Raw genomic sequence first — 15,795 nt, 5'->3', positions numbered from 1 at the left:
CACACAGTGCACTGGGCTATCGCCCGCCAGCACCTGAAACCATCATCCCAATGGATTACAGGCCGATGATGCACTAACAATCAGGTTGGACCAGTCAGATGAGGCTGCTCAGCGGCAACTTTGTTGACAGCCTCGCGGTCGGTAACGTCGTGGATATCGAAACCGTCTATAACGCCGATCTCAACAATGACGGATCAATTGGTCACGTCACGACACCAATCGAAAATGACGGCTCTGTATCGCTGGGGCAATCCACTCGTGGAGTCTATCTGATCAACGGCGCCACAGAGATCAAACTCAACGGTAACGCCCTGGGGCCGGGATCTCTTGGCGACTGGAGTGCGATCCATGTTGAGGCCGATGGCAATGGCGGCTACCGACTTCTGTGGAAAAATGGCGGTGGCACCTACTCGGAATGGGTGCTGGACGGCAGCGGCAACTTTGTTGACAGCCTCGCGGTCGGTAACGTCGTGGATATCGAAACCGTCTATAACGCCGATCTCAACAATGACGGATCAATTGGTCACGTCACGACACCAATCGAAAATGACGGCTCTGTATCGCTGGGGCAATCCACTCGTGGAGTCTATCTGATCAACGGCGCCACAGAGATCAAACTCAACGGTAACGCCCTGGGGCCGGGATCTCTTGGCGACTGGAGTGCGATCCATGTTGAGGCCGATGGCAATGGCGGCTACCGGCTTCTGTGGAAAAATGGCGGTGGCACCTACTCGGAATGGGTGCTGGACGGCAGCGGCAACTTTGTTGACAGCCTCGCGGTCGGTAACGTCGTGGATATCGAAACCGTCTATAACGCCGATCTCAACAATGACGGATCAATTGGTCACGTCGTCAACAACGTCGCACTTACCGCTGTATTGAATCAGATGCCAGTGCCAAACGCCGAAATGGATGAATTCAAGTTCTACCCAAATAAGAGTGCAGTTTCTGAGAACTCTGATGGTGATTATGTCGCTTCGGTAGTCCCAGCAAATCCAACCGAAGCCAATCCACTGCTATCACTAGACCTTACAACTCAAACCGAGATATATGTCGGGCCCATTGCAACGACCGAAGATGACTTCTTCTTGATATGACGCTACTTCGGCGCAACGATGGGTACCATCGTATCCTTTGGATTTTTTTGTCACGTGCCCATTGGTGTCGGTTTGCTGATGGGCTATGCGCGTACTGTGGCTCAAGTGGCTGAATACGAACCAATATCGTGTCTGATCCGGTTTCTAGTAGGCGAGGTGGTTGGTCCGGACGTATTGCGGGCTGATCCGTTCCCTTAAAAGCGTCTATTGCAGCAAAGGAGACAGACCGCGAGGCTCGAGTTCCACGCTGAACAAGTGAGTGACGGTGCGTCGCGATGCTTCTTGTGTCTAGGCCTAGATCTCATTGATTCCCGCGAGTCTGCATGCTTCACGGCTCCAAACGAGCGGAGAACATGTCTGATCTATTCTGGTTGAACGACGCGCCGATGGAGTATGGCCCGCACAAGACGCCCTAAACCGTTGGAAGCGGTGGAGCGATAAAGGCTTTTTGCCGAGATGTTGATGGGGTTGGCTGCTGATCACGATGAGGAAAAGACGGGGATGATCGATGTCACCTGCCTCAAAGCACACCGCACCGCATCCAGCATGGCGGCGAAAAAGGGGACGTGTGCGCCAGATCTGCTGCAAGAAGGGTGGTATGAGTACGAAGCGGCAAGAAACTTGTGACAGATAAGCCGTGGTGGGCCATTGGTTCAAGCACAACGGCGAATGGCGCTCGCGGAACCTCTTTGTGACCGCCGGTCAGGTCAGTGACTAAATGGGTGAAAGGGTATTGCTGAGCACCTTGCCGGACGTCGATTGGTTACTCGGGGATCGAGGATATCACGCCGATTGACTCAGAGAGGCGTTGGAAGGCAAAGGAATACGCGCATGTACCTCGGGACGAAAGCGGCGCAACAAGATTGAGATCAGTTTGGCAGACTGAAGGACTGGCGGAGTGTAGCAATCCGATACGACAGGTGCCCCAAGGTCTTCCTGTCGGCAATCGCGTTGGCTGCCTCGTCATTTACTGGCCATTAGTCCTGAGCCTAAGCCGAGAGCCTCGCGCGGCCCATGGACAGGACGGGTTCAAAGAGTGCGATTTGTCGGTACAAAGCCCTTGGTATAGACCTCAGGGTAGACGTCCGTCTCTAAGCCCCCGGTCAGCACCTGGCGACTGAACCGGTCCGAGATCGCGATGAGATAAGGAATGCCCCGCCACATCGGGTTACATCCGACATTGGTGCGTCAGGCCGCATTGAAACGGGCGATTGCCATTGGCCACATATTGCAGCGCCGGATCACGGGTTGGCAAACGATGGCTATTTGCGGATCGCCCCAAGCGGCAGGTCCGATCTCTTTGCTGTCTCGGATCGTCCTCCCTGTCAGGCGACCCATCATAGGATCTGGTTCTGGATCCAACGACCAGCTCCTATCCTAATGGTTTGATTACAAGGCATTGGCTCAAATCATTAATCCACAACACAAATCTGGACAGCCCAACTGAAATTGGATTTGCGAAAAACCGCCGAATAGATACCAAGTGCCACTGTACGTGCTGTAGAAACGATGTTAAGGCACCAAAAATCCTGAAATCTGAGTGTGTGTTTCATGGCTTGGTCGGAAAACGACTACACAGAATTGTACGGCCTTGTCGAACTTCCTGTTCGCGGCGATTGCCGTGGGAACCTCGTGGTCATAGAGCAACTTAAGGAACTTCCGTTCGAACTAAAACGTATGTTCGCAATCTATGGCACTGTCGGTAACGAGCCACGTGGCAGTCATGCAAATCGACGCTCACGTTTTGGGTTTCTTTGCCTCAACGGAAGCTGCAGCGTTAAGCTGATTGCTCCGGAAGGCGAGTTTGCTAACGTGCAGTTGGACTCCCCATCAAAGCTCCTTTGGATAGAGAAAATGGTTTGGAAGGAAATGTGTGATTTCAGCAACGATTGCGTTCTGGTTGTCGTTTCTGATAGCTACTATGACCCCGAAGAATACATCTACTCGTTCGAAGACTACAGAACCATGAAGATAAGCAGCTAGTAATGGACAAGCTTCTCGAAATTCACAAGCTCACATCAAGCCAAAGCCTGAGGCGGTCAGACCTAATAGACCGTGCCGATGCTCAAGCACGCAACTTGAAGATTGATGTCGTACGTAACCACTCATTCGAATTAGTGGCAGCTACTATCAATAGCTTCTTAGCGGTCGCTGGCCTCAAGGCAGACTTCAGCTACAGTGATTACGATGATGCCTTCGCAAATGCGGATTTTGCCGCCGATGCAGATGCCCATATCATTTGGGTTGATCTGGAACGATACGACGAAAAAGGCCGCAAACACATCATAGCTCGGCTGAACGAGTTGAGCCAAAACGCTGTCAAACCTGTCATCGTCGCTCCGGTTGGTGCAAACTTCGAGGCTGAAGATCCCTTAGTTAAGGCGGATTTCTCAAGTATTATGGATCATCTGGGTGGCAAGTTCTTTGATGAACGGCTCGCAAGTTTCACCGGCACGCGCTGCAGCCCTGCAGCCTGCATGGAAATGTCTCGCTTGCTTGGTCTGTGCACAATCCCAGCAGTGATACTACCGGGGCTAAAGGCTATCGTGGTCGATCTAGACAACACTCTGTACAAGGGCGTCTTGGGCGAAGATGGCGCGGCCGGCGTGATACTTGAACCGGGGCATATTGCGCTACAGCAAAAACTAACCGAGCTAGCGAGGCAGGGTTTTTTTGTATGCATCGCGTCCAAGAACGAAGCCGAAGATGTTGAGAAACTGTTCAAAGTCCGTGGTGACTTTCCTCTGCGACCTGAACATGTGACTAAATTCATGGTCAACTGGGAGTCTAAGTCCTCCAACATTCAGAGCTTGGAAAAGTTCCTAAACATCCATCACTCTGCGATGTTATTCATTGATGACAACATGGGAGAGTTGTTCGAAGTGAGTAACAAGCTGCCGGACATCAAGATGCTATGGGCGTCACCAGACAGCGCTTCGAACGCGCGCAGTGTCGGCGTATATCCTGGTCTGTTGAAATCCAAAGTCTCTGCAGAAGATGTTGCCAGAAGCAAGGATGTTCAAGCAAACGAAGAACGTCGGCGTCTACGGGAGCAAATGTCACCCGAAGCCTACCTACGCTCGCTTGAAATCAAAATCAGCTTTCAGTTGAACCACCCGGATCAGATTACCCGAGTTTCTGAACTGTCGCGAAAAACCAACCAGTTTATCTTCAACTACAAGCGCTATTCTCTGGCCGAGGTAAAGGCAGCAGCAGGGAACCCGTCGTCTTGCGTTATGACAGTGTCCATGAGCGATAAGCTGATTGATAGCGGGATCATAGGTTGTCTGGTCGGCCACAAACACGGAGACACGCTAAACGTCGAAGACATGTTTGTCAGTTGCCGTGCGCTTGGCCGTGGTCTTGATGAAGTCGTCGTGCTGGGGGCCATTAAATGCGCGGCCGATCAGCTGAAGTGCTCGAAGGTTCAAGTTGCGTTTCAAAAAGGAGAACGCAACGGTCCAGCTGCAGACTTTGTCGAGAACAACCTAAAAGCACAAACCGCCGCCGCGTCGGAGCTTCAATACACATTCCCGCAGGGAATCGTCGAAATCTCCATGCCAGAACTTGATGTAAAAGAGCAGAGCTATTGACCATGCCTCACAACGTACTGACTTTCGTAGAAGCCCGGGCTGGCCTGGGTGAGAAGTTCAAAGCCCACTACGAGGATGCTGAGGTCTGGAGCTCATTTGATCGCATTGAGCACGCTCTGGCTGCCGAGGAGGAGTTCGGAATTCAGTTCACGCCTGAGGAGTTGACAGATCTTGGTTCTCCAAAAAGCTTCGTTGACGCAATCCAAGCAAAACTGAACGAAAACTAAGGTACATACTCGTGGTAGATGTACTTCGTTCACGTCGTTTGACAGGGCTATCCTTTCAACTGCGCCCCATTTCTGAAGGCGATGCGGAGTACATCGTCAATCTTCGCAGTACTGACAGCAAAAAACAAAAGTACCTGAATCCAATTTCCGCGGATGTAGACGCTCAGCGAGTTTGGCTGCGCAAACAGTCTCAGAACGATGGAGACTACTACTTCCTCGTCCAAGATCGGTTCACCCAAAAGAATGTCGGCTTGATTGGGCTCTATGACATAGAAGAAGGTCGGGCGGAGTGGGGCCGTTGGATCATTGAGGACGGAAGCTTGGCCGCCATCGAAAGCGTTAATCTGCTTATGGCGTTCGGCTTCAACGAGTTGAACTTGTCGGAAATCTATTGCCGAACCGTTGCCGAAAATGTGAGCGTTGTTAAGTTTCATGATGGCTATGCTCAGCGTCGTTCCACAAGCCAACCAAGCAAAGTGGAGCTGCGTGGTGAGACATTCGAGCTGATAGAACATGTTCTAACCAAAGAAGAGTACCTTGGGCAGACGGTTTCAAAGTGGGACACCTTCTGTCAGAATATTTTTAATCGTCGCCTAAAATCCGAATTGGGACTTTTTGAGTTTCACCATATCGGAATAGCCGCTAAATCAATCGAAGCTGCGGCAGCGGGCTACCGACTGCTCGGGTACTCGAACGAAGCACGATTTACAGATCCCGAACAGGGGGTACATGGTCTTTTTATGACCGCAAGATCGCAGCCTCGAATTGAGATTCTTGAAAACATGGAAGGCTCAGGAACGCTCGACAGCTGGCTCTCACATAGCGTAGCGCCCTATCACTTTGCGTACCACGTTGAGGATATCCAAGCAGCCATGTCTACGATGGCGCGCCTAGGCATTCGCCCTATAACACCTGTAAAACAATCTGTGTTTTTTCAAACCCCAATTGTGTTCATGGTGATGCCGAACCGATTCATAGTCGAACTTATCGAGACTTCCACAAGATGACCATACCTGTCGTATTCTATTTTCCGTGGCGTGAACCATCTGGAGGTCCCGTATACTTGACTTCCATCGCGCGGCGTTTGGCCGACGTCTATCCCGGCAAGGTTTACTACACTGACTATGAAGACGGCATCACAGATCCGATGCTCAAGGAATCGGGCGTTGAAAAAATTGAGATCAAGGATGGGCAATTTGAAGTCGGCCTAACTGAACCTGTTATCATTGTGACGCCCATCTACTGGGCCCATTGGCTACCTGAGCTTCATCCGGACAGCAAAGTTCTCTTTGTCAATTGGCACAACCTTTGTGTTCCCGTTCTAAAAGACTCTTGGAATATAGAATCGGATCGTCTGCTAGAGTTTCTCGAAATGGTTGGCGAAAATAAGGCGGTATTCTTTTGTGACGCCGCGCACCGGCAAGCGCAATCTGACTATGGCATCTCTTTCGAAGAAAATTATGTGCCAATCGGCGTTGAACCTAGCCTCCGGCGTAAAACGGACTATCGCGCTCCGAATGGTGAGATTCGAATCGCAATTCTAGGCCGCCTTTCAATCGATAAGGTGTTTTCTGTAACCAACCTCGCACGGCATTTTGACGCTTACTCATACTCGGGCAAAAAAACTCTTTACGTAATCGGCAACGGCCCTGAAGAAAAGAGGATCGTTCCAGAAGACTATCCGTCGCTCAACATCGTCTTTACGGGCCCTCTATTCGACGACAAACTCGACGAGTTCCTGATCAACAATGTAGATATGATGTTTGCTATGGGTACATCTGTCTTGGCATCGGGTCGATTGGCCATACCCACGGTTGTTGTTTGTAACGAAGTCCACGACTACGATGATGACGTTTTTGTCTATTTGAACGAAACTAAGGGATTTTGCTTGGGTTGGCAGGTAGAACAGGCTCTAACGTTCAAACTACCTATCCGCACATGTGCGGAAGTCTTAAGAGACTTGATGAGTGCCGAGCGTCAAAAACAGCTTGGCGATGGTGTTCATCTGTATGTTTCGGAATATCATAACGCCAAATTCGCTGCCGAAGAGTTCTTAAAGGCCGCCAACAATTCCACGCTAACTTACCGGGACGCAAAGAAAACGTTTCTGAGCTGGCAGATCGAAAAGAAAGCCTACAATCTCGGCCTTAAGGGAAAACTGCGAGCGGTGCGCTATACCAATGACATGCTGGAGCTGCGCTACAAAGGTAAGCTAATTCGGCGTATGAGGTTTAAGGGCATTGAATACAAGCTATGGCTCTTAATAATTGTGTTGATCGCAGTGGCGGCTTTGCCCCTGACCTTGTTGCTGGTCTTCGTGAGCATCCTGCGAAAGTCCAAGAAAAAAAGAAACGAAGAAAAGCTATCGCATCTGGAAGACAAGCCAGACAGTACGCGCTTCGAACTTCTCAGTTCTGAAACTGTAAGGGAAATCGCACAAACGACGTCCGCAGCGGTCCTGGGGTCGCCCAAAAGGCACGTTAACCACACCTCATATGTAGCTTTGATGGACACGTGCGACTCTATAATTGACCAGGCATCCTACGAACAATTCAGTGGCGATGTGGAAAAGCTATATCTGGACCTGATTGCCGGTTTGGATGATGAAAGTCGTCATATTGTAACTCGTGTTCTTACACGTATTCGAGAATATGCTATTCACCGTGCAGGGGTGTTCCAAATCACACGCGAGGAGGAAGACCAGTTTCGCATGCTGATGGATTTTCACTACAATCGCATATTGAAGCTGTCAGATAGATGGTATCTCTATGATGGAAAGTACCATTTGCCATCAGCTGATATTTCGTCAACCGTATTCTATTACAAGCATTTTATTTCTGCTCTCGAAAAGCCCGAGTCCCTTATGTCCAAAGCCATGATTGATGTAGGCGCTTACTTCGGCGACTCAGTATTGATCATGCGAGAGTTTACCGATGGAGATATCTGGGCCGTCGAGCCGAGCCTTGAGAGTTTTGATCTTCTACAGCAAACCATCAAAAAAAATGAACTAGAATCTGTTTATCCGATGAACATCGGACTTGGCGCCGAACCCTCGGAGATGATGGTTTTGGACAAAGGTGACCAGTCTCATTTAGTGGCTGCAACGGCAGATAGCTCTAAGGGACAGAGCAAGATCCCAGTTCGAACATTAGACTCCCTCGTGGACGAGCACAGCATAGACGTGGGTTTGATTAAGATCGATGTGGAAGGCATGGAGTTGGACGTACTAGAAGGGGCACGCAAGACTATATGTGAACAAAGACCGGTTCTGCTCATTAGTATCTATCACAATTTTGATCAGTTCTTCAACGCCCGCAAATGGGTCGAAGATTTGGGTGCGGACTACAGTTTTAAAATCCGTAAGCCTTTGGATATGTCAATTGCTGTGGACACTAACTTAATTTGCGAACCACGAACGTAGCCGCAAAACGTAAAGGATACGCGATGATCAGTTTTTTGAACCTTAAAGAAATTAACGTTCGTTACAAAGACGAGATCGCTCAGGCTATGCAAGACACTCTCGAAAGCGGCTGGTATGTGCGTGGCAAGCAATACCATGACTTTTGTCGAGAATTCGCCGAGTATTGCGGGACGCGCCATGCCATTGGCGTCGGGAACGGCCTTGATGCTCTTGAGCTTTGTCTGGAAGCTTTGGATCTTGAGGTCGGGGACGAGGTAATAGTGCCCGCCAATACCTATATCGCAACGCTACTCGCCGTATCCCGAATGGGACTGCGGCCCGTATTGGTGGAACCTGATCCGGGTACGTTTAACTTGTCGGGAAGAGGTCTCTCGGACGCGCTGTCGCCCAAGACCCGCGCCATCTTAGCGGTTCACTTGTACGGGCGCTTGGCGGAAATGCAATCGATCTGTGCATTTGCCCAGGAAAACGAGCTTTATGTCGTAGAAGACTGTGCCCAATCTCATGGTGCAGAATTGAACGGTACGCGTGCAGGCAATTTCGGGGATGTATCTGCATTTTCTTTTTATCCCGGTAAGAACCTAGGCGCCTTGGGTGATGGGGGAGCTGTCGTTACAAATAACTCAACTTTGGCGGCTAAAGTGGACATGCTGTCAAACTACGGATCTCGACAGAAATACGTGAATGAAGCTAAAGGTCGCAACAGCAGATTGGATGAACTGCAGGCTGCTATTTTGCGGGTCAAGTTAAAGTACTTGGATGAGGACAACGACCGCCGCCGTGATATTGCGAAGACTTATTGCGACAGGATCACAAGCAACCACGTGACTTTGCCGGAGTTTCCCAGCGATACGGCCACTAGCGTCTGGCACTTGTTCGTAGTCCGGACCAGAAATCGGGAACTGCTAGCAGAGCATCTGAAAGATCGAGGCGTTCAAACCCTTGTTCACTACCCTATTCCACCTCACAAACAGGCAGCGTATTCCGAGCTTGCCGACCTTTCGATGCCCGTCACAGAAGCCATACATGACGAAGTGCTGTCTTTGCCAATCGACCCCACGATGTCCAACGAAGATGTGTTACGCGTCTGTGAGGCAGTGAATGCCTTCACGAGTTGAGCTACTCTCCAGAACGTTTGCAAATGCTCAGCGGTTTGAACGTCTTTGCTTCGAGCTTGAGGGGCTCAAGAAACCAACACAAAAGATGAAGGCAGTTGAGGCTGCGGCTCACTTTGCCAATGGCACGGGTGCTGGCGTGTATCGATCCGAGAAACTAGAAGCTGCTCTATCTGATTTATCCGCCAATTTGGAAAGGCCATCACTTTCTCGTAAAACAAGGCGCTCTGGTGTTTTGCATGTTATGAGTTGTGCTTTTCCTTGGGGCGGCCATACACGTGTTGTTGAGCGCTGGATGAAACTGGACGGTAAAGAGCGATCACAGTCAGTCGCTTTGACCGAGCAGGGCCTTCAGCCTGTCCCAAAAAATCTGCGGGAAGCGGCAGCCAGCGTAGGTGGATCAATTTTTAGGCTTCCGCGGGACAAACCCATCAGAGACCGCGCCCTGCAACTCAGGTCTCTGGCACTGGAATTTGAGTATGTCGTTCTTCACATACATATGCACGATATCGTTCCTTCGCTTGCTTTTGGGGAATGTTCGTTTCCTGTTCCTGTCATATTCTATAACCATGCAGATCACAGATTCTCTGTGGGTTTTGAAGTCGCATGCGCAGTGGCTGAAACCCGCAGTTGGGGACAAGAGCTTTCAAAACTGAGGCGGGGAATTTTAGATAGCCAGCGTTTGGGGATCCCGTTGAACCCAGATAGGGATGCTGTGAGAGAAGAAACCAATGCCATTCGAGATAGACTTTCGCTCCCCAAAGAAGCCAAGATCGGAATCGCATCCGCATCAGAATATAAGTTCAAACCATTCCTTGAGTTGAACCTTTTTGAAACGATTAACAAAATCCTGCAAAGAAACCAACGCGTGTGGTTTCTCCTTGTCGGCTTGTCCAAGAGCTTTTGTCATCAACAACTTCAGGATGTGGGGGGACGTGCAGCTGAAGTTCAACGCGTTGTCCCAATCCCGGTTTGCGATGAAACACAATTTCGAAGCTATATGAAAGCTGCAGACGTCGCTCTGGATACTCTGCCTGAAAACGGCTGTACAACCGCTATCGATTACATCAGCCATGGTCTGCCAGTCGTTTCTAGGCAAACATTCATTGGGCAGATGGATTTTCTCGTGAAACAACGCGAATATATCCGATCCGATGAAGAATTAGTTGATAACTTCTTGAGCCTGGTCGAATCTGAAGCTGATCGAAAGAGCACAGCAGCCAGGCAATTTGAAAGCCTTAGTGTCGATTGCGGGGGAGAGGTCTTCTTGGATCGGTTGAACACTCTCTATTGCGCTGCATTAACTCGCAATCCCATTGGGCCATCCCGGGATAGTCGTTTCTTTGGTTTTTCCGACTTGGATTTGTTTCATACTGATCGCAGCAGGCACATAGTGTAGATTTGTCAGAGTTTCACTATTTCAAAGGATCTGTTCTCCGGTGTTAGGAGCGAGTTCCGCGAGCGGCCAACCAGAACTTAGCCTTCGGTTGGCTACAGGCAGTCGTTGCCATGCGCGGATACCGGCCTGCTGATACCATAGTGCCATCCGGTAACTTTGGATAGCTATTGTGAATAGTGCTAAAAATCCCTAGTGATCGCAAAACACTTACGTCCGATATCAACAAAACCCGGACACTGAAAGAACTCAGATGGCGAGCCTGGCGGCGATGAAGTTTCTAAATCAGCTCATGACCAAGCGGGTTGTCTGGTTCGAAACGCTGGTCGGCATGTGAGTTCTCTATGATGGGTAGACACATAAGCGGGCCTTGGGGCAGCTTGCGTTTAATTGGCTGCATCTGGCGAGTGGCCCGCACAAGATCTAGAAATGGGGTATTAGCGTGAAAATATTGGTAACGGGCGGAATGGGCTTCATTGGGTCTGCGGTGGTGCGACGCGCAATCAAAAGCGGTCACACCGTGGTAAATGTAGACTCACTCACTTATGCCGCCTGCCTTGATAACGTCGCTTGCGTCACAGACAACCCGAGCCATGTTTTCGAGAAAGCCGATATCTGCGATGGCGTCAAAATGTCAGAGCTGCTTCAAAGACACAAACCTGATGCGATTATGCATTTAGCCGCAGAAAGCCATGTGGATCGCTCTATCGATGGTCCCAGCGCATTTATCGAGACCAACATTGTTGGAACATACAAGCTTCTTGAGGCCGCGCGTCATTGGTGGATATCACAAGGTCGTCCTGAAGGTTTTCGGTTCCACCATATCTCTACAGATGAAGTTTTTGGATCTCTAGGCACAACTGGTTTCTTTTTGGAAAATAGCCCATATCAGCCCAACTCTCCTTATTCGGCATCAAAGGCCGGATCGGACCATCTCGTGCGTGCTTGGCATGAGACATACGGTTTGCCGATCATAGTGACTAATTGCTCCAACAATTACGGACCCTTTCAGTTTCCGGAAAAATTGATCCCAGTGGTGATCTTAAAAGCGCTGGCCGGAGAAAACATCCCAGTCTACGGCAATGGCGATAACGTCCGCGACTGGTTGCATGTCGAAGATCACGCCGAAGCTCTGCTTCTGGCCCTAGAAAAAGGAACGATCGGGCGCAGTTACAATATCGGCGGCGACAATGAGATGACGAATTTGGAATTGATAAAAAAGGTCTGTTCGATCCTGGATCGGCTAAAGCCTGGGCCTGCTCCTTACTCGGAACTCATAACATTTGTACAAGATAGACCGGGTCATGACAAACGATATGCCATCAATGCTGCTCGTGTGAAAAAAGAGCTGAACTGGCGGCCTTCCCACACGCCGGAGACGGGGCTGGAGCAGACCGTTCGGTGGTATCTGGACAACTCCGTGTGGTTGAACAACCTGAAATCCCGAACCGGGGTGGGTAAACGTTTGGGGATTTCAGACTAAACGATTTGCCACGACTTTAGTAGTTTCACCTGAATAAAATTAACGCGGCAGCAAACTCCAAAAGGAACCAACATGAGACGTAAGGGTATCATTCTGGCAGGTGGTTCAGGCACTCGGCTCTATCCAATCACTATGGCAGTTTCTAAACAATTGCTGCCAATTTACGACAAACCCATGATCTACTATCCGCTCACTGTACTGATGCTGGCGGGAATACGTGAGATAGCAATCATCACGACTCCGCATGATCAATCGCAGTTCCGACGCTTGTTGGGAGACGGGAGTCAGTATGGCCTTTCCCTGACATGGATTGTTCAGGAATCGCCTGATGGGCTTGCACAGGCATACATCCTCGCCGAGGATTTTCTCGATGGAGCGCCGTCTGCAATGATCTTGGGTGACAACATCTTCTTTGGCCACGCCTTGCCCGAACTTCTCGCTTCCGCAAACGACAATATAGACGGAGGCACTGTATTTGCCTATCGAGTCGCTGACCCGGAGAGGTATGGCGTCGTCGATTTTGATGGCGACAAAGTGCGTCACATTGTAGAAAAACCTAAAAAGCCGCCATCACGCTATGCGGTTACTGGATTGTATTTTCTAGATGGGCAGGCTCCTATGAGAGCTCGCAGCATTAAACCGTCTCCGCGCGGAGAACTCGAAATCACAACGTTATTAGAGACCTACTTAGAGGACGGACTACTTAAGGTTCAATCTCTGGGACGTGGTTTCGCGTGGTTCGATACAGGCACCCACGCTTCGCTTCTTGATGCGGGGAACTTCGTGCGAACTTTGACCGAGCGGCAGGGCATGCAAGCGGGGAGTCCAGACGAGGTTGCTTGGCTGCAAGGTTGGGTCGATAGATCGGATTTGATCGAACGGGCTGAAATGTTCAAGAAGACGAGCTACGCCGACTATCTAATGCAGCTTTTAGAAGACAGAGTCCTTCATTCCGCAGAGAGTTAAGCCTTCGGTGGCGTATTGCGCGTTTTGGCGAAGCTACAAAGCTTTATTCGATCACGTTTGCACGTCAAAGCTTGGCAATAGTTTTGTGCCAAATGTAGTATAGTCGGTGCCCGTTTTCGATTTGGAGCTTAATAGTTCATATTGACCAACCTTCGTGATTTGCTAAATCGGTTGCGCAGCAGATCTTTGACATTTCTTAGCAGTTGCTGACTTAGAGTCTCGCGCCATAGTGTCTGGTTCCTCAGTTCCCAGTACAGATCACGCAATGGGTGGTTGCAATTTTCAGTCCATGGTTTTCTGCGATCCGTAAAATGCAAGATTCCAGGGAATAACATCGCAGCTTCCGCTTCGATAGGAGTATATGCAGGTCTAAGATCATTTGGCGTGTAAAGCCGTGTGTTCGCGTTCCAACGCAAATCTAGTTTATGCGCTTTAGCTTCGAATAGGAGGTTGAGAATATCTTGGTCCTGAAGATGCAAATCCACGTCATCTCGCGCGACAACGCGTGCAACTTCTTCAGCAAACCAGTTTGAATCAATTGCTTCAAGATCAAAAACCAACACCCCAGCGTTAAAATAGAACGAAGAATCAATTAATTTCAAACGTTTAGCATGAGTTTGACCGCCTTCGTCTGGTGCCGCCGCAATTGGTGCGCCGTCGAGGTTAGTGGACCACAAGTCATACAATCGATCAGTCAAGATCGTGTCGCAATCAAGATAAATCACCTTTTGCACAACAGGGCAAAGAGTCTCGGGAATCAGTAAGCGGATATAGGTCGCTAAGGAGATGTGCTCTCTATTGTCAGGGAGCCTCTCGAAACGACTGGTGTCCACTTCATACCAAGTAATTTTCGCGTGTGGTGAAAGCGTTTCAAACGCATGATGCTCCTCATCACCTATATCGCTGCTACAAATAACATGAACATTCAATTGACACCTTTTTCCAATGGCGCGGGTCGCTGACAACAGAGTCACGGCTGCATGCGGAATGAAGTTGCGATCAAACGTTAAACAAATGTCTATTTCCGCAGAAACATCATCGTCTCTGACATCCGACAACTGTCGGTTAATATTATAATTTATATTAGCTTTTTCTGCGCTATTTGAATGTAACTTCATAGCATGGCCTTCAGTTTGTCAGAACTTTCGCGACTTCGTATTTTCCTCAAGTGGCGAAACTTAGAAACTCGGCTTTGGTACTGCGATCGCAAGCTTGAAAAGTTTAACAATCTGAATTCCCGAGCATATTTTAGCAACCAAGCTCCAGTAATCTAACCTTGTCAAAGTGTCTCAACAAAAAAAGGGGGAACTTCTTCGCGATCATTCACCCTAGCTTCAAATCCGCGCGCCGTATCCAGTGCTTCGCGAATTGTGACGTCCATATCGAGATATCGGTAAGTGCCCAACCGGCCGACAAATGTTACGCCATTTGTTGAACGGGCCAGATTCACGTAGTCCCTGAGCAATTCCTTTTCCTTGACTTGGCGGATCGGGTAATAAGGCGTATCATCTGGTTCTGCTAGGCGTGAAAATTCACGATAGCAGACCGAGCTCTTGTGTTCTTCCCATGGCGCGAAATGCTTGTGTTCTGTGATACGGGTGTAAGGGATGTCCTCTTCGCCGAAGTTCATCACCGCGCAGCCTTGGTAATCGCCATCGTAGTCGAACCGCTCAAAATCCAGCGTGCGGTATCCTAGGCGGCCCAGTTGATAGTCAAAATACCCGTCCAGCGGCCCGGAATAGAAAACATGATCAAAGCCCCCGCTCATGCCCTGGGTGAACTCTGTGCCAAGATGCACCGTTATCATTGGATGATCCAAGATGGCTTCGATCATTGCACTATAACCATTCTTTGGCATGCCTTGGAAGCGGTGGAAGAAGTAGTTGTCATCGTAGTTGAAACGGACCGGCAGCCGCTTCAGAATGGACGCAGGAAGCTCAGATGGGTGAAGGCCCCACTGTTTTTTTGTATAACCCTTGAAAAACGCCTCGTATAAATCTCTACCCACAAAGCGCAGGGCCTGCTCTTCGAATGTGCGCGGAACCTCTATGCCGGTATCAGCCTGTTCACGCAGAATGAAATCCTTTGCTTCATCCGGTCTCAGGGTTTTGCCAAAGAATTGGTTGATCGTGTGCAGGTTGACAGGAAGCGAAAACACGCCGCGTTTCCCATTGACGTCGCGAGAGGTAGTTTTGACTTGATTCTTGTAAGGTAGGAAAGTCTCGAAGCGATTGACGTAGTTCCAAACCTCTGCGTCGTCTGTGTGGAAGATATGGGGCCCGTAAACATGTAAAAGGATCCCTGTCTTCTCGTCACGGGCTGTGTGGCAATTACCACCTAAGTGATCCCGAGCTTCGATGATCGTAATGTTATGACCGACCTCAGCCAAGTGACGCCCTATCACAGCCCCCGACAGACCGGCACCCACCATCAAGTAATTTCCTGACATTCTCAGCCTATTTGGTTTCTATCGGCGGTACGCTTCGTTATTTGATTG

The 15,795-nt window shown here is 49.7% G+C and carries 12 protein-coding genes and 1 pseudogene; 11 read left to right on the top strand and 2 right to left on the bottom strand.

Features of this window, described 5'->3' with window-relative positions; all coding sequences use genetic code 11:
* Positions 1–98 precede the first annotated feature (98 nt).
* The 11 genes and pseudogenes from ABLN87_RS11305 to rfbA all read left to right on the top strand — a co-directional run bounded on the left by ABLN87_RS11305 (position 99) and on the right by rfbA (position 13,298).
* Positions 99–1,097, top strand: a complete 999-nt coding sequence (locus ABLN87_RS11305; protein ID WP_353010238.1) for a hypothetical protein — start codon at positions 99–101, stop codon at positions 1,095–1,097.
* Positions 1,098–1,426: 329 nt separating this feature from the next.
* Positions 1,427–2,078, top strand: a pseudogene (locus ABLN87_RS11300) (IS5/IS1182 family transposase); the annotation flags it as partial.
* Positions 2,079–2,648: 570 nt separating this feature from the next.
* On the top strand, positions 2,649–3,080 hold the full coding sequence (locus ABLN87_RS11295) for a sugar 3,4-ketoisomerase (protein ID WP_353010237.1): 432 nt from the start codon (positions 2,649–2,651) through the stop codon (positions 3,078–3,080).
* 2 nt (positions 3,081–3,082) lie between these two features.
* Complete coding sequence (locus ABLN87_RS11290; RefSeq protein ID WP_353010235.1) at positions 3,083–4,690, top strand: HAD-IIIC family phosphatase; 1,608 nt, start codon at positions 3,083–3,085, stop codon at positions 4,688–4,690.
* A 2-nt stretch (positions 4,691–4,692) separates the two neighbouring features.
* On the top strand, positions 4,693–4,917 hold the full coding sequence (locus tag ABLN87_RS11285) for an acyl carrier protein (protein WP_353010233.1): 225 nt from the start codon (positions 4,693–4,695) through the stop codon (positions 4,915–4,917).
* Positions 4,918–4,928: 11 nt separating this feature from the next.
* On the top strand, positions 4,929–5,924 hold the full coding sequence (locus ABLN87_RS11280; RefSeq protein WP_353010231.1) for a GNAT family N-acetyltransferase: 996 nt from the start codon (positions 4,929–4,931) through the stop codon (positions 5,922–5,924).
* A gap of 56 nt (positions 5,925–5,980) precedes the next feature.
* Positions 5,981–8,338 carry an FkbM family methyltransferase gene (locus tag ABLN87_RS11275; protein WP_353010230.1) on the top strand — a complete coding sequence of 786 codons (2,358 nt, stop codon included), beginning with the start codon at positions 5,981–5,983 and terminating at the stop codon, positions 8,336–8,338.
* 23 nt (positions 8,339–8,361) lie between these two features.
* Positions 8,362–9,456: a DegT/DnrJ/EryC1/StrS family aminotransferase gene (locus tag ABLN87_RS11270; protein WP_353010228.1), complete on the top strand. Its 1,095-nt coding sequence runs from the start codon at positions 8,362–8,364 to the stop codon at positions 9,454–9,456.
* A complete protein-coding gene (locus ABLN87_RS11265; protein WP_353010227.1) occupies positions 9,440–10,852 on the top strand; it encodes a hypothetical protein in 1,413 nt (470 codons plus the stop codon). Before ABLN87_RS11270 ends, ABLN87_RS11265 begins: the two co-directional genes overlap by 17 nt.
* 439 nt (positions 10,853–11,291) lie before the next feature.
* A complete protein-coding gene (gene rfbB / locus ABLN87_RS11260) occupies positions 11,292–12,332 on the top strand; it encodes a dTDP-glucose 4,6-dehydratase (RefSeq protein WP_353010225.1) in 1,041 nt (346 codons plus the stop codon).
* Between the two features lie 72 nt (positions 12,333–12,404).
* Positions 12,405–13,298 (top strand): glucose-1-phosphate thymidylyltransferase RfbA, encoded by an 894-nt coding sequence (gene rfbA / locus ABLN87_RS11255; protein ID WP_353010223.1) that lies wholly within the window; start codon positions 12,405–12,407, stop codon positions 13,296–13,298.
* A 128-nt stretch (positions 13,299–13,426) separates the two neighbouring features.
* Here rfbA and ABLN87_RS11250 read toward each other — a convergent pair whose 3' ends face one another.
* Both ABLN87_RS11250 and glf read right to left on the bottom strand, forming a co-directional pair.
* Complete coding sequence (locus ABLN87_RS11250) at positions 13,427–14,416, bottom strand: glycosyltransferase family 8 protein (protein WP_353010221.1); 990 nt, start codon at positions 14,414–14,416, stop codon at positions 13,427–13,429.
* A 161-nt stretch (positions 14,417–14,577) separates the two neighbouring features.
* Entirely contained in the window at positions 14,578–15,729 is a 1,152-nt protein-coding gene (glf, locus tag ABLN87_RS11245; protein WP_353010219.1) for a UDP-galactopyranose mutase, read from the bottom strand.
* Between the last annotated feature and the right edge of the window lie 66 nt (positions 15,730–15,795).

Origin of the sequence: Ruegeria sp. SCP10, from assembly GCF_040329495.1 — a bacterium.
In the GTDB taxonomy this organism is placed as follows: domain Bacteria; phylum Pseudomonadota; class Alphaproteobacteria; order Rhodobacterales; family Rhodobacteraceae; genus Ruegeria.
The sequence above is the reverse complement of the archived record's forward strand: the minus strand, read 5'-3'. Positions and strand labels throughout refer to the sequence as shown.

What these genes read in the sequence shown, in the direction of transcription:
- ABLN87_RS11305 (WP_353010238.1), top strand. Translation starts at nt 99, where the DNA reads ATGAGGCTGCTCAGCGGCAACTTTGTTGACAGCCTCGCGGTCGGTAAC.
- ABLN87_RS11295 (WP_353010237.1), top strand. Translation starts at nt 2,649, where the DNA reads ATGGCTTGGTCGGAAAACGACTACACAGAATTGTACGGCCTTGTCGAA.
- ABLN87_RS11290 (WP_353010235.1), top strand. Translation starts at nt 3,083, where the DNA reads ATGGACAAGCTTCTCGAAATTCACAAGCTCACATCAAGCCAAAGCCTG.
- ABLN87_RS11285 (WP_353010233.1), top strand. Translation starts at nt 4,693, where the DNA reads ATGCCTCACAACGTACTGACTTTCGTAGAAGCCCGGGCTGGCCTGGGT.
- ABLN87_RS11270 (WP_353010228.1), top strand. Translation starts at nt 8,362, where the DNA reads ATGATCAGTTTTTTGAACCTTAAAGAAATTAACGTTCGTTACAAAGAC.
- ABLN87_RS11265 (WP_353010227.1), top strand. Translation starts at nt 9,440, where the DNA reads ATGCCTTCACGAGTTGAGCTACTCTCCAGAACGTTTGCAAATGCTCAG.
- rfbA (WP_353010223.1), top strand. Translation starts at nt 12,405, where the DNA reads ATGAGACGTAAGGGTATCATTCTGGCAGGTGGTTCAGGCACTCGGCTC.
- ABLN87_RS11250 (WP_353010221.1), bottom strand. Translation starts at nt 14,416, where the DNA reads ATGAAGTTACATTCAAATAGCGCAGAAAAAGCTAATATAAATTATAAT.
- glf (WP_353010219.1), bottom strand. Translation starts at nt 15,729, where the DNA reads ATGGTGGGTGCCGGTCTGTCGGGGGCTGTGATAGGGCGTCACTTGGCT.